Annotated in this window: 14 protein-coding genes and 1 tRNA gene; 12 read left to right on the top strand and 3 right to left on the bottom strand. The window is 62.3% G+C overall.

What is annotated here, in order from left to right; all coding sequences use genetic code 11:
• Positions 1 to 13 precede the first annotated feature (13 nt).
• The 9 genes from clpX to M622_RS27320 all read left to right on the top strand — a co-directional run bounded on the left by clpX (position 14) and on the right by M622_RS27320 (position 8,881).
• Entirely contained in the window at positions 14 to 1,282 is a 1,269-nt protein-coding gene (gene clpX, locus M622_RS27360; RefSeq protein WP_021248802.1) for an ATP-dependent Clp protease ATP-binding subunit ClpX, read from the top strand.
• Between the two features lie 94 nt (positions 1,283 to 1,376).
• The gene (lon, locus tag M622_RS27355) at positions 1,377 to 3,797 is read left to right on the top strand and encodes an endopeptidase La (RefSeq protein WP_031346578.1); all 2,421 of its coding nucleotides are present in this window, start codon (positions 1,377 to 1,379) and stop codon (positions 3,795 to 3,797) included.
• Positions 3,798 to 4,018: 221 nt separating this feature from the next.
• A complete protein-coding gene (locus M622_RS27350) occupies positions 4,019 to 4,291 on the top strand; it encodes an HU family DNA-binding protein (protein WP_021248800.1) in 273 nt (90 codons plus the stop codon).
• Between the two features lie 34 nt (positions 4,292 to 4,325).
• A tRNA-Val gene (locus tag M622_RS27345) sits at positions 4,326 to 4,401 on the top strand.
• 417 nt (positions 4,402 to 4,818) lie between these two features.
• Positions 4,819 to 5,724: an ATP-grasp domain-containing protein gene (locus tag M622_RS27340; protein ID WP_021248799.1), complete on the top strand. Its 906-nt coding sequence runs from the start codon at positions 4,819 to 4,821 to the stop codon at positions 5,722 to 5,724.
• A 105-nt stretch (positions 5,725 to 5,829) separates the two neighbouring features.
• Positions 5,830 to 6,621 (top strand): L-arginine-binding protein AotJ, encoded by a 792-nt coding sequence (aotJ, locus tag M622_RS27335; RefSeq protein ID WP_021248798.1) that lies wholly within the window; start codon positions 5,830 to 5,832, stop codon positions 6,619 to 6,621.
• Positions 6,622 to 6,685: 64 nt separating this feature from the next.
• A complete protein-coding gene (locus tag M622_RS27330; protein WP_021248797.1) occupies positions 6,686 to 7,372 on the top strand; it encodes an ABC transporter permease in 687 nt (228 codons plus the stop codon).
• Complete coding sequence (locus M622_RS27325) at positions 7,369 to 8,094, top strand: ABC transporter permease (RefSeq protein WP_021248796.1); 726 nt, start codon at positions 7,369 to 7,371, stop codon at positions 8,092 to 8,094. The genes M622_RS27330 and M622_RS27325 overlap by 4 nt, the downstream gene beginning before the upstream one ends.
• A gap of 22 nt (positions 8,095 to 8,116) precedes the next feature.
• The gene (locus M622_RS27320; RefSeq protein ID WP_021248795.1) at positions 8,117 to 8,881 is read left to right on the top strand and encodes an ABC transporter ATP-binding protein; all 765 of its coding nucleotides are present in this window, start codon (positions 8,117 to 8,119) and stop codon (positions 8,879 to 8,881) included.
• Between the two features lie 32 nt (positions 8,882 to 8,913).
• Here M622_RS27320 and M622_RS27315 read toward each other — a convergent pair whose 3' ends face one another.
• The 3 genes from M622_RS27315 to M622_RS27305 all read right to left on the bottom strand — a co-directional run bounded on the left by M622_RS27315 (position 8,914) and on the right by M622_RS27305 (position 12,243).
• Positions 8,914 to 10,158: an MFS transporter gene (locus M622_RS27315; protein WP_021248794.1), complete on the bottom strand. Its 1,245-nt coding sequence runs from the start codon at positions 10,156 to 10,158 to the stop codon at positions 8,914 to 8,916.
• Between the two features lie 12 nt (positions 10,159 to 10,170).
• Entirely contained in the window at positions 10,171 to 11,160 is a 990-nt protein-coding gene (locus M622_RS27310; RefSeq protein ID WP_021248793.1) for an HpcH/HpaI aldolase/citrate lyase family protein, read from the bottom strand.
• Positions 11,161 to 11,253: 93 nt separating this feature from the next.
• Complete coding sequence (locus M622_RS27305; protein ID WP_031346577.1) at positions 11,254 to 12,243, bottom strand: malate dehydrogenase; 990 nt, start codon at positions 12,241 to 12,243, stop codon at positions 11,254 to 11,256.
• Between the two features lie 234 nt (positions 12,244 to 12,477).
• Here M622_RS27305 and M622_RS27300 point away from each other — a divergent pair, with 234 nt between their 5' ends.
• From M622_RS27300 to sdhD, 3 genes are all read left to right on the top strand, one after another.
• A complete protein-coding gene (locus tag M622_RS27300; protein WP_031346575.1) occupies positions 12,478 to 13,206 on the top strand; it encodes a GntR family transcriptional regulator in 729 nt (242 codons plus the stop codon).
• 119 nt (positions 13,207 to 13,325) lie between these two features.
• The gene (gene sdhC, locus M622_RS27295; protein ID WP_031346573.1) at positions 13,326 to 13,715 is read left to right on the top strand and encodes a succinate dehydrogenase, cytochrome b556 subunit; all 390 of its coding nucleotides are present in this window, start codon (positions 13,326 to 13,328) and stop codon (positions 13,713 to 13,715) included.
• Positions 13,709 to 14,056, top strand: coding sequence for a succinate dehydrogenase, hydrophobic membrane anchor protein (gene sdhD / locus M622_RS27290; RefSeq protein WP_021248789.1), 348 nt, complete (start codon positions 13,709 to 13,711; stop codon positions 14,054 to 14,056). Before sdhC ends, sdhD begins: the two co-directional genes overlap by 7 nt.
• Positions 14,057 to 14,058: the final 2 nt, after the last annotated feature.

Below are 14,058 nucleotides of genomic sequence, written 5' to 3'. Positions count from 1 at the left end.
GAGAACCCCCGACATGACAGACAAGAAGGCTGGCGGCGACAAGCTGCTGTACTGCTCCTTCTGCGGCAAGAGCCAGCACGAGGTGCGCAAGCTGATCGCCGGTCCTTCGGTCTTCATCTGCGACGAATGCATCGAGTTGTGCAACGACATCATCCGTGACGAGATCATCGGCGCTGCAGATCCGGAGAACAACAACGGGGCCTTGCCGACCCCGCAAGAAATCTGCGACATCCTCAACCAGTACGTGATCGGGCAGACCCAGGCCAAGCGCAACCTGTCGGTGGCGGTGTACAACCACTACAAGCGCCTGCGCCACATCGATGACAAGCAGGACGACGTCGAACTGGCCAAGAGCAACATCTTGCTGATCGGCCCGACCGGTTCGGGCAAGACCTTGCTGGCGCAGACCCTGGCGCGCCTGCTCAACGTGCCGTTCGTGATGGCTGATGCGACGACGCTGACCGAAGCGGGTTATGTCGGCGAGGATGTGGAGAACATCATCCAGAAGCTGCTGCAAAAGTGCGACTACGACGTGGAGAAGGCGCAGCGCGGCATCATCTACATCGACGAGATCGACAAGATCTCGCGCAAGTCCGACAACCCGTCGATCACCCGCGACGTGTCGGGCGAGGGCGTGCAGCAGGCCCTGCTCAAGCTGGTCGAGGGTACGGTCGCGTCGATCCCGCCGCAGGGCGGACGCAAGCACCCGAACCAGGACTTCATCCAGGTCGACACCACCAATGTGCTGTTCATCTGTGGTGGTGCATTCGACGGTCTGGAAAAGGTCATCCTCAACCGCACCGAAAAGGCCGGGATCGGTTTCGGTGCCGAAGTGAAGAGCAAGGAAGGCAAGCGTGCCACCGACACCTTCCGCCAGGTCGAGCCCGAAGACCTGATCAAGTTCGGTCTCATTCCCGAGCTGATCGGGCGCCTGCCGGTGGTTGCCACCCTGCAGGAGCTCGATGAAGAAGCCTTGATCCGGATCCTGGTCGAACCCAAGAACGCACTGGTCAAGCAGTACCAGAAACTGTTCTCGATGGAAGGTGTCGAACTTGAGATTCGACCGACGGCACTGCACGCCGTGGCGCGCAAGGCCATCAAGCGCAAGACCGGCGCGCGTGGTCTTAGATCCATTCTCGAGGCATCACTGCTCGACATCATGTACGACCTGCCCACCCTCACCGGGGTGGAAAAGATCGTGGTCGATGAGAGCACGATCGAAGAGGGCGGCAAGCCGCTGCTGATCTATGCGGAGCAGCAAAAGGTCTCAGGCGCCAACTGAGGCGTAGAGTTCAGCGCCGCCTGCCGTACCCGCCGCTTGAATTTCCAGGTCACGCCCATATATGGGTGTGACCTTTCGCTTAAGGAAAATGAAAATGTCGGGTCCCGCTGACCTCCCCCAGGAACAAATGGAAATGCCGCTGTTGCCTCTGCGCGACGTGGTGGTGTTCCCGCACATGGTCATCCCGCTTTTCGTGGGGCGGCCCAAGTCGATCAAGGCACTCGAAAGTGCCATGGAGGCGGGCAAGAGCATTCTGCTCGTCGCACAGAAGTCTGCAGCCAAGGATGAGCCCGCGGTTGAAGATCTGTACTCCATCGGCTGCGTTGCCAATATCCTGCAGATGTTGAAGCTGCCCGACGGCACCATCAAGGTGTTGGTCGAGGGCGTGCGTCGCGCACACGTGGATTCGGTGGAAGACCTGCACGAGCTGTTCGTTGCCAAAGTGTCACCGGTTCCGCTCACCGAGCGCGACTCCAACGAGATGGAGGGCATGCGCCGCGCCATCGTTGCCCAGTTCGATCAGTACGTTAAGCTCAACAAGAAGATTCCCCCTGAAATCCTGAGCTCCTTGGCCGGGATAGAGGAAGCCGGTCGTCTGGCCGACACCATCGCCGCGCACCTGCCGCTCAAGCTCGAGCAGAAGCAGGAAGTGCTGGAGATGTTCGACACCGGCGAGCGCCTCGAGAAGCTGCTCAATCAGCTCGAAGCCGAGCTCGACATCCTGCAGGTGGAAAAGCGTATCCGTGGTCGCGTCAAGCGCCAGATGGAGAAGAGTCAGCGCGAGTACTACCTCAACGAGCAGGTCAAGGCCATCCAGAAGGAGCTCGGAGAGGGCGAGGAGGGTGCCGATCTCGAGGAGATGGACAAGAAGATCAAGGCCGCCGGCATGCCCAAGGAGGCCTTGGCCAAGGCTCAGTCCGAGTTCAAGAAGCTGCGCCTGATGTCGCCGATGTCGGCCGAAGCCACGGTGGTACGCAACTACATCGACACCCTCATCGGCCTGCCGTGGAAGAAGAAGTCGCGCGTCAGCAAGGATCTGGCAGCAGCGGAAAAGATCCTCGACCAGGATCACTACGGGCTTGACCGGGTCAAGGAGCGCATTCTCGAGTACCTCGCCGTGCAGCAGCGCGTGGACAAGGTGAAGGCGCCCATCCTGTGCCTGGTTGGCCCGCCTGGGGTCGGCAAGACCTCGCTCGGGCAGTCGATCGCCAAGGCCACCAACCGCAAGTTCATCCGCATGGCGCTCGGCGGGGTGCGGGACGAGGCCGAGATCCGCGGCCATCGCCGCACCTACATCGGCTCCATGCCGGGCAAGATCCTGCAGAACATGAACAAGGCGGGGGTGAAGAATCCGCTGTTCCTGCTCGACGAGGTCGATAAGCTCGGCATGGACTTCCGGGGTGATCCGAGCTCGGCCTTGCTCGAGGTGCTGGACCCTGAACAGAACCATACCTTCCAGGACCACTACATCGAGGTCGACTTCGATCTGTCGGATGTGATGTTCGTTGCTACCGCGAACACCCTGAACATTCCGGCGCCGCTGCTTGATCGCATGGAGGTGATTCGTCTGTCCGGCTACACGGAAGACGAGAAGATCAACATCGCCCAGCGCTATCTGCTCCCCAAGCAGATAAAGAACAACGGGCTCAAGCAGACCGAACTCCTGGTGACCGAGGATGCGGTGCGCGATGTCGTGCGCTACTTCACCCGTGAAGCGGGGGTGCGCAGTCTTGAGCGCGAGCTGTCCAAGATTTGCCGCAAGGTGGTGAAGCAGCTCGTGCTCAAGGCGCGCGATACCAGGATCGTCGTCGATGCCGATAATCTGGATAGCTTCCTTGGCGTGCGCAAGTACAGCTTCGGCATGGCCGAGAAGCAGAACCAGATTGGCCAGGTAACCGGTCTGGCGTGGACCGAGGTGGGTGGCGAGTTGCTCACGGTCGAGGCGGTGCAGCTGCCCGGCAAGGGCAAGGTTCTCACCACCGGCAAGCTCGGCGAGGTGATGCAGGAGTCGATCCAGGCTGCGCTTTCGGTGGTGCGCAAGCGTGCGCGCTCGCTGGGCATCGAGGAAGACTTCCACCAGAAGAGCGACATGCACATCCACTTGCCGGAGGGCGCGATCCCGAAGGATGGCCCGTCTGCAGGTGTCGCGATCAGCACCGCGCTGGTGTCGGTGCTGACCGGCATCCCGGTGCGTTGTGATGTGGCGATGACGGGAGAGATCACGCTGCGTGGCGAAGTGCTGCCAATCGGCGGCCTGAAGGAGAAGCTGCTGGCAGCGGTTCGCGGGGGCATCAGCACGGCGCTGATTCCGGAAGAGAACGTCAAGGATCTGGCGGAAATTCCTGAGAATATCAAGAATGCGCTGGAAATCGTGCCGGTGAAGTGGATCGATCAGGTCCTGAAGCATGCCCTGGAGCGTAGCCCCGAGCCGCTGCCGGAGATCGCCACTGCACCGGTTCCCGCCACGCCGACTGAAGGGGAGGAGGTCTCGGCCTCGGCGCCGCGTCCCCACTAAGCTGTGCTTGCTGCGCGCGCTCGGTATGAGTTTGCAGGGCGCTTGAGATAACGAAGCCACAAACTGCGCGAGCAGCTTGTGGCTTCGTCGTTGACATTGCCGAATTGCGCACGCTATAAAACCCGGAATCAGGATTTGCCGCGCTCTTACCCGCAATCCCGCCGCTTGCGCGCAATGCAGTGACCTCAGTCCCATCGCAGTGAACTTTCGGAGGGGTACCAGTGAACAAATCAGAATTGACAGAGCTTGTTGCGCAGCGCGCCGGGGTTTCGAAAGCGGTCGCGAGTCGAACTCTTGATGCGGCACTCGCTACGGTGATGGAAGCGCTCGGGAGCGGGGATACCGTCACCCTGGTAGGCTTTGGTTCCTTCTACGTTGGCGAACGAGCGGCACGGACCGGCCGCAATCCACGTACGGGCAAGGACATCAGGATCAAGGCGGCAAAGGTCCCGAAATTCCGCGCTGGCAAAGGTCTCAAGGATGCAGTAAACTGACTGGCTTCATTGGATTGAACATCAAATCCAGAGTGGGTGCTTAGCTCAGTTGGTAGAGCGTCGCCCTTACAAGGCGAATGTCGGCGGTTCGAGCCCGTCAGCACCTACCACTAATTCTTTGATTCATTAGAAAAAAGAGAGCCCGCAGATGCGGGCTTTCCTGCTTTTACCACCGCCTAAGCCAGTCACTTCCAACCAAAAAACGCTATCATCCACCCGAGATTCGCCCAGTCAGAGGCGGACGCAACGCGGCGGGGGGGTGCATGGCATCGAAGCGCAAGAAGGGTGCGCGCTGGGAGTTTGTGATCAAACGCGCCCGAACTGCTTGAGAGCTGAAATGCCCGGGCTGCCAAGCTGATATTCCCAAGGGTGACTGTTTTGCCGACGCCTGCTATCGCCTGCGATCCAAAGGGCGCCGTAGGCAAGGTTGTCGATTGAATCGAGCATCAAGCTCCTGGCCGTGGCCAGCACAGCAGGTCTGCTGCGCTTGCTAGAATCACCGGCCGCCATCTGCACAAAAAGACGCGATGCTTGAACAACCAGTCGATATCGTCATTCTCACCGAAGACCGTTACCTTCATCCCGACCTGAACAATTGGTATCAGGCTCAGATTGCACAGGAGGAGGGGCTCGTCGTTGCGGCGCTGGCGAAACTGGGGCTGAGCGTTGCACGACGCTCCTGGAGCGATCCGGCAATGGACTGGTCGCGCTGTGGCGCTGCAGTATTCCGCAGTACCTGGGATTATTTCGAGCGCTTCAATGAGTTCGAGCCCTGGCTCGGGCAGGTGTCGCAACAGACCCGCCTGATCAATGATGCTGAGCTGATTCGCTGGAACATCGACAAGCGCTACCTGGCTGATCTGGAGCGGGCCGGGGTGGCGATCGTCCCCACGCACTTTCTGGCACGCGCACAAGCGACGTCGCTGGCCGACGTCATGCAGGAGCGTGGCTGGGACGAGGTGGTGTTCAAGCCCGTGGTGTCCGGTGCAGCGCGGCTGACCTACCGCGTCGGCCGTGCCGATGTCGAGGCCAGCGAGGCGTGCTTTGCGCGTTGCGTGGCGGGTGAGGCGATGATGGTGCAGGCCTTCGAGCCTGCCATCGTGGACACGGGTGAGCTGTCCTTGATCGTCATCGATGGGCGTGCCTCGCATGCCATTCGCAAGACGGTTCGCGCCGGTGATTTTCGTGTTCAGGACGACCATGGCGGCAAGGTCGAAGCACATCTGCCAAGCGCGGCTGAATGCCGCTTTGCAGAAGCTGCGGTGGCTGCGTGCCCACGTCCGCCATCGTATGCGCGGGTCGATTTCGTCACCCGGCGCGAAGGAGACTTCCGGCTCATGGAACTCGAACTGATCGAGCCAGAGCTGTTCTTTCGCTTCCATCCGCCGGCCGCTGACCTGTTTGCGGCGGCGGTGAAACGTTGCCTGATCTGATCATCTTTGCCGCAGCGCAGCAGCACGAACAGGCTTTAGGCGCTGCGTTGAGATCAATGGCTGTGGTTACAATGCGCGGGTTACAACGATTTGAAGGATTCGGCCATGCTTCGACGTAGTCTTCTGCTCGCTGCGCTCACACTTGTTGCGCAGGGCGCGCTCGCCAAGGATTGGGACAGCATCCGCTTTGCCACCGAGGGCGCTTACCCGCCGTTCAACATGGTCGATACCCAGGGCGAGGTGCAGGGTTTCGAGGTCGATATCAGCAATGCACTGTGCGAACAGATGAAGGCGCGCTGTACCTGGGTGAAGCAGGAGTGGGACGGCATGATCCCGGCGCTGCTGAGCCGCAAGTTCGACGCGATCGCGGCGTCGATGTCGATCACCGAGGAGCGCAAGAAGCGCGTCGCCTTCAGCAACAAGTTTTACGCCACTCCGCTCGCGCTGGTGGCGCGCAAGGGGGCTCCGCTCCTGCCCCAGGCCGAGGCCTTGAAGGGCAAGCGCATCGGTGTGCAGCGCGGCACCGTCGCAGACAACTTCGCCAGCCGCTTCTGGGCCGACCAGGGCGTCGAGGTGGTGCGCTATGCGCGCCAGGAGGAAGCCTATCTCGACCTCGAGGCCGGCCGCATCGACGCCAGCTGGCTCGATGCCCTGATGGCGGACGGAGGCTTCCTGGCAACCCCGGCGGGGGCGGATTTTGCGGTGATGGGTGGTCTCGTCCACGGCCGCAACGCGGATGAGAAGGCGGTGATCGGTGAGGGTGTGGGGATTGCGATCCGCAAGCAGGACAAGGAGCTCAAACTCAAGCTGGATCAGGCTCTGACGGCGATCCGCGCCAATGGCAAATACGACGAAATCCGCAAGAAGTATTTTTCTTACGACATCTACGGTGACTGATCGCGGCGGATGTGCCGACTGCTGCGGCTGCGCTATGGCTGGCTGCGTGCGCGTCGGCTGAATCATGCTCTACGGTTATTTTCCTTCCCTGCTCGCTGGCGCCTGGGTGACCTTGCAGGTGGCCCTCCTGTCGCTGCTGCTGGCGCTCGCCCTCGGTCTTGCGGGGGCGTCGTCGCGCTTGTCCTCGCATGCCGTGCTGCGCCTGCCCGCCACCGCCTACACCACGGTGGTGCGCGGCATCCCTGATCTGGTGATGATGCTGCTTGTCTTCTATGGGGGGCAGATGGCGGTCAACCGGGTGACGGACGCGCTGGGTTGGGACTATGTCGACGTGAATCCCTTTGTGGCGGGGGTTGCTACGCTGGGTTTCATCTTCGGCGCCTATTTCACCGAGACCTTTCGTGGCGCCTTTCTCGCCGTGCCCGTGGGGCAGCTCGAGGCCGGGCGCGCCTATGGCATGAGCCGGGCACAGGTGTTTCGTCGCATTCTTGTGCCGCAGATGTTGCGCCACGCCTTGCCCGGGCTGGGCAACAACTGGCAGGTGATGCAAAAGAGCACGGCGCTGGTGTCCATCATCGGTCTCTCCGACATCACCTGGCTCGCCGACCAGGCCGGTCGCACCACGCGTGAGCCCTTCGTCTTCTACCTGGCGGTGTGCGTCTTCTATCTCGCCCTCACCGCGCTTTCCGGGCTGGCTCTGCGCTGGCTCGAAGGCCGCTATTCGGTCGGCGTGCGCAAGGCGACGGCATGATCGAATGGAGTCTATTCAGCGAGAGCTGGCCGCAGTATGCAGCCGGTCTGTGGCTGACGCTGCAGCTCACGGTGTTTGCGCTGGCGGCCGGGCTGGTGTGCGCGATTCCGCTCGCCGTCCTGCGTGTCTCGCCCAATCCCTGGGTTCATGGGCCAGTGTGGCTGTATGGCTACTTCTTTCGTGGCACGCCGATGCTGGTGCAGTTGCTGCTGATGTATTACGGGCTCGGCCAGTTCGAGTGGATGCAGGCGCAGTGGGCGGACGGCAACCGCTTCTGGCTGGTGTTGCGCGACCCCTATGGCTGCGCGCTGCTCACCTTTGCCCTCAACACCTGTGCCTACACCATCGAGATCCTCGCAGGCGCCTTGCGCGCGACGCCGCATGGGGAGATCGAGGCGGCACGAGCCTGTGGCATGAGCCGGTTCACGATGCTGCGCCGCATCCTGCTGCCGGGTGCCTTGCGCCGCGCCTTGCCGGCTTACAGCAACGAAATCATCTTCATGCTGCACGGCACCGCGATCGCGTCAACGATCACGCTGGTCGATTTGACTGGTGCGGCGCGCAACGCCTACTCGCAGTTCTTTGCGCCGTTCGAGGCCTTTGTCTTTGCGGGCCTGATCTATCTTGCCCTCACCTTTGCCCTCGTCGGCTTGTTCCGCCTCGCCGAGCGGCGCTGGCTCGCCCATTTGCAGCCGCGCAAGGCGCTGCATAAGCCCGCGTGACCGCAATTTTCCGGACTCCCAGATGACTCAGCTCAGCGTCGAAAACCTGCACAAGCGCTATGGCGATCATGAGGTGTTGAAGGGCGTGTCCCTGGCGGCCGAAGCAGGTGATGTGATCACGCTCATCGGCTCGTCCGGCTCGGGCAAGAGTACCTTTTTGCGCTGCATCAATTTTCTCGAGCAGCCCGATGCGGGCCGCATCCAGGTGGCCGGTGAGGAGATCCGCCTGGTGGCGGGCAAGAACGGCCATCTGCGTGTTGCTGATGCCAAACAGTTGCAGCGCCTGCGCACGCGCCTGGCGATGGTGTTCCAGCATTTCAACCTGTGGGCGCACATGACCGTGCTCGAGAACGTCACCGAGGCGCCGGTGCATGTGCTGGGTGTGTCGCGGCGCGAGGCACGCGAGCGTGCCCTGGCCTACCTGGACAAGGTCGGCATTGCGCAGTGCAGGGATAGCTACCCCGTCCATCTTTCGGGCGGTCAGCAGCAGCGCGTGGCCATTGCGCGCGCGCTCGCCATGGAGCCGGCTGTGCTCCTGTTCGATGAGCCGACCTCGGCGCTCGACCCTGAGCTTGTCGGCGATGTGCTCAAGGTCATGCGTGGCCTGGCGCAGGAGGGGCGCACGATGATTGTGGTCACGCACGAGATGGGCTTTGCGCGCGAAGTGTCGAGCAAGGTGATGTTCCTGCATCAGGGCGTGGTGGAGGAGGAAGGGCTGCCCGCTGAGGTGTTCGGCAACACGCGCAGCGAACGTCTGCGTCAGTTCCTGTCCGGCAATCTCAAGTAGCCAGGGCCTTCGCCGCTATGGCGGCCGTGTTTTCAAGGCCGGCGTGGCGGCTCGATGCGGCGCAGATGGAATCCAGCCAGGAGCAGGGTCGCAGCCAGGCAGGTGCCCACCACCAGCGCCACCCCGCCCCAGGCATGGAGTGTCCATGCCGGGCCGGCGAGGGTGCCGATGACGCTTGCGCCCAGGTAATAACTGCTCAGGTAAAGCGCGGCGGCCAGCGCGCGGCGTTCGTTGGCACGCCGTGCGACCCAGCCGCTGGCCACCGAGTGCGCGGCAAAAAAGCCGAAGGTGTAGACCGCCACTCCCGCGATGATGATGGGCAGCGCTGGCGACAGGGTCGCGAGCAGGCCGCTCGCCATCACGCTCACCATGATCCACAGGATGTTGCGTCGGCCATGGCGGTCGGCGAGCTGGCCGCTCCAGGCCGAGGCCCAGGTGCCGAGCAGATAGAGGCCGAAGATTGCGCCGATGGCGCTCTGACTCAGGCCGAAGGGCGCTTCCATGAGACGGAAGCCGAGGTAGTTGTAGAGCCCGATGAAGGCGCCCATGAGCAGGAAGGCGGTCAGAAACAGCCAGGGCATCGCCTCATCGCTGAACAGGGCGCGGACGTCGGACAGGATCCTGGCAGGGCGTGCGGCGCGTGGGCTGAAGTGACGCGAGGCGGGAAGGCTGCGCCAGAACAGGAATGCGGCAATGACGCCGAGCACGCCGAGCACGCCCAGCGCGATCCGCCATGAGCTCCATTGCGCCACCAGTGCCGAGATGAAGCGTCCACTCATGCCGCCGAGTGCGTTGCCCGCGATGTACAGACCCATTGCCCGGCCCTGGGCCTGGGGCGCGATCTCCTCGCCGAGGTAGGCCATCGCCGCCGCGGGCAGACCGGCCAGCGCAGCACCGAGCAGGGCACGCAGGACCAGGAGCTGGTTGAAGTCGGTGACGAAGGGGGAGGCGAGCGCGACGATGGCCGCGAGCGTCAATGAGGTCTTCATCACCCGCATGCGCCCGATGCGGTCCGACAGGATGCTGGCCGGGATGAGCAAGAGCGCGAGCGCGGCGGTGCCGGCGGACACGGACAGGCTTGCGCTCGCCGGGCTGATGTCGAAGGCCTCGCTCAGCAAGGGCAGGATGGGCTGCGTGCCATAGAGCATGGCAAAGGTGGCAAAGCCGCCGACGAACATGGCGAGATTGGCGCGCCGATACGCGGCTGTGCCTGCGTCGAGAAAAGCGGGCTCTTCTGTCAGCTCTGCCTCTGTGCTCCCGGCCGCGTTTTCGCTCATTGGCGGTGGCGCTCAGAGCGGGAAGAAACGGCTGCGTGCGTCGTCCGGCAAGTGCACGCCGGTGTTGCGCGCGCGCTGCAACAACTCCCAGTAATAACGATAGGACGCACGGTCGTGCAGGCGCCCGCCGTGCTGTATGGGGCCCCAGTCGGCGTCCTGGGCGGCGATGAGAATCTGCAGCGCTTCCTCCACCTCGGAGAAGTCCGGCTGCATGGCGGCGATGATGGGCAGGATCTGGTTGGGATGGATGCTCCACATGCGCAGGTAAGCGAACTCCTTGCGCGCGCGCTCGGCGTCATGGCGGATGACGGCGACATCGCTCAGTTCGGTGGTGACGTTGTGTGCTGGCACCACGCCGTTGGCAAGCGCGGCGGCCGAAATTTCCGCCTTGGCGCGGACGATGAGCGGGTGTTCGAACTGCCCCGGGCTTTTCATCGCGCTGCCCGGGATCGCGCCATGATGAGCAGAGACGAAATCCATCAGACCGAAGTCGAGCGACTCCACGCCCTTGATCGCGGCGATATCCCACACCTCGCGCAGGGCGCCATGGGTCTCGATCAGGATGTGCACCGGCAAGGTCCGCGCCAGGGCGCAGTCGGTCTCGATGCGGCGCAGTTCGCGGATCTGGGTGTGCACATCCTGTGCCGAGCGCACCTTGGGCAGGGTGATGAAGGCCAGGCGCTGGCCTGCGCCGCGCACCAGAATCTCGAGGTCTTCGACCCAGTGCGAATGAGTGATGTCGTGGATGCGCACACCCACGCGGCCAAAGTGGTTGTCTGTGCCATTCACCAACTCCGCCACCATGTGCGCATGCTCGGCCTCCGCCCCAGCGCGTGCGCCATCTTCGCAGTCGCAGGTGAGGTCGAAGATCGGGCCCAGTTCCTGCTGCAGCTTCAGGGCCTTGAGCATCAGCTTGTGGGCACCGGCATAGTGATCAACCGCGGGCAGCGCCGGAAAGGGCTTCTCGCCAGCGAACAGGACGGCGTCAGGGTGCAGGCGCATGCGGGTTCTCCTTGGGGCGGCAGAAACAAAAAAGGCCACGGATTTTAACCCGTGGCCCGGTGCAAACGCGGCTTCAGGCCGCGCTCGCGAGTCTTACTTCAGCATGTCGGCAACAGCGGCACGCTCGTCTTCGAGTTCCTTCAGGGTGATGCTGATCTTGCCCTGGGAGTATTCGTCGATCTCCAGCCCCTTGATGACCTTGAACTGGCCGTCCTTGCACTCGCACGGCACGCCGAACACGATGCCTTCGGGGATGCCATAAGAGCCGTCCGAGGGCACGCCCATGGTGACCCAGTCGTCCGAGCCGAGCACCCAGTCACGCACGTGGTCGATGGCGGCGTTGGCGGCGGAAGCGGCCGACGACAGGCCACGGGCCTCGATGATGGCCGCGCCACGCTTGCCCACGGTGGGCAGGAACACGTCGTTGTTCCAGGCGTGATCGTTGACCAGTGCCTTGACGCTGTCGCCGTTGGACTCGCAGAAACGGTAGTCGGCGTACATCGACGGCGAGTGGTTGCCCCACACCACCATCTTCTTCAGCGAAGCGACCGGGCGACCGGTCTTGGCGGCGAGTTGTGACAGTGCGCGGTTGTGATCCAGGCGCAGCATGCCGTGGTAGTTATCGGGGTTGGTGCGCCCGACCTTGATCGCCGCAGCGCGAGCGATGTAGGCGTTGGTGTTGCACGGGTTGCCCACGACCAGCACGCGCACGTTCTCGTTTGCGTTTTCGGCAATGGCCTTGCCCTGCACGGTGAAGATTGCGCCGTTGGCAGTCAGCAGGTCTGCACGCTCCATGCCGGGGCCACGCGGGCGGGCACCCACCAGCAGGCAGACGTCAGCATCCTTGAAAGCGACGTTGGGGTCATCGGTGGCGACCATGCCGGCCAGCAGAGGAAAGGCGCAGTCCTCAAGCTCCATCATCACACCCTTCACCGCCTTCTGCGCCTGGGGCAGATCAAGCAGTTGCAGGATCACGGGCTGGTCCTTGCCCAGCATTTCGCCACTGGCGATACGGAACAGCAGGCTGTAGCCGATCTGACCGGCGGCGCCGGTGACAGCAACGCGCATGGGGGCTTTGCTCATGTGAATACTCCCTCTGAATAAGACGGTCGGTGGTGTCGGTTTCGAGAACTGGTGCCTCGCTTGCAGGTCGTAGCAGGTGTTGCAGCAAATGTTGCCGCGGCATCCGCGCCGCATACATTGGGGCGCGCAGATACTAAGTAGAAAAATGCCGGCTGTCAAATTATCACTTATGTCTTATATAAGACATAAGACAGGCTATAGACGAGCCTTTTTTTTTGTGATCAAATGCCGCGCATGTCCCAGGATGCCCCCACCTTCAGCCCCCTGTACCGCCAGATCAAAGCGCTCATCACTCAGGCGCTCGAGGCGGGTGAGTGGCGACCCGGTCAGGTGATTCCGAGTGAGCAGGAACTGGCGGTGCGCTTCGGGGTGTCGCAGGGCACCGTGCGCAAGGCGATTGACGAGATGGCGGCTGAAAACCTGCTTGTGCGCAAACAGGGTAAGGGTACTTACGTTGCGTCGCACAACGATCCGCGCGCGCTGTTTCGCTTCTTGCGTCTGGTGCCCCTCGATGGCGACCTGTCTCACCCCACCAGCGTGCCGCTGGATTGCTGGCGCGCGAAGGCCGGGCAGGAGGCGTCGCGCATGCTGGCAATCGAGCCGGGCGCACCTATCATCATCGTGCGCCGTCTGCTCCAGTTTGCGCTCAAGCCGGTGGTGATTGATGAGATCTACCTGTCTGGAGAGACCTTCCAGGGCTTGACTGCCGAAGTCTTGCAGAGCTGGAACGGGTCTCTTTACAGTCTGTTCGAAACCCGCTTCGGCCTGCGCATGATTCGTGCTCAGGAGCGAATCCGCGCGGTGGCCGCCGATCGCAACGCAAGCGAGGCGCTGAAGGTCGCCGAGGGTACGCCGCTGCTGTCGGTGGAACGGGTCACCTACACCTATGGCGACAAGCCGGTGGAGTGGCGTCGTGGCTTGTATTCGACGGCAGAGCACTTTTATCTGAATGAGCTGAATTGACCTAATGTTGCGCTGCGCTACAGCGTTATAATTACAGATTACGTATCGTTACGTATGGGCTGTAGGTATTTTCGAGGTCGGCGGCGGCGCTGCCGTCGTGCATGTAGAGGGGAGTCTTCATGTCAGAAGTGACTGTACGCAAACCAAGGCCGAAGTTTCTGGCCTTGAACCAGATCCGGCTGCCATTGCCGGGCATTGTTTCCATCCTTCATCGCATCAGCGGCGTAGGCCTGTTCCTGTTGTTGCCTTTCCTGCTTTACCTTCTGGATCGCAGTCTTGGTTCGGCCGAGACCTTCGTGACCTTCAGTGCAGTAGTCGGGCATCCACTGGTCAAGCTGCTGTTGTTCGGTCTGTTGTGGGCGTACATGCACCACTTCTGTGCCGGCATCCGTTTCCTTCTCCTCGATCTGGACAAGGGCACGGATCTTCCGGCGGCGCGCAGCTCGTCGCGCATCGTACTGGTCGTGAGCATCGTGCTCACCGTCATCATCGGGGTGAAACTATGGTGAACCGTCAACCTGTAGGCGCGCACTACGGCCTCAAGGACTGGATTGGGCAGCGTGCCACTGCGGTGTACATGGCCATCTATACGGTCATCTTCGCGGTCTGTGCGCTGACTTTGCCTGAATTCACCCATGAGGCGTGGAGTGGCCTGTTCTCCGGAGGACTGTTTCGCTTTCTGAGCTTCCTGTTCTTCCTGTCCCTGTTCTATCACGCCTGGGTTGGCGTGCGCGACCTGTGGATGGACTATGTCAAGCCCACTGGCGTGCGCCTCGGCTTGCATCTCGTCACCCTTTTCCTGCTCGTCGGTTATGCCGGTTGGGCAGCCCAGATTCTTTGGAGGCTGTAAGC

Origin of the sequence: Thauera terpenica 58Eu (assembly GCF_000443165.1) — a bacterium.
Lineage (GTDB): Bacteria > Pseudomonadota > Gammaproteobacteria > Burkholderiales > Rhodocyclaceae > Thauera > Thauera terpenica.
Note: the sequence above shows the minus strand (reverse complement) of the source record. Positions and strands in the feature narration are given on the sequence as shown.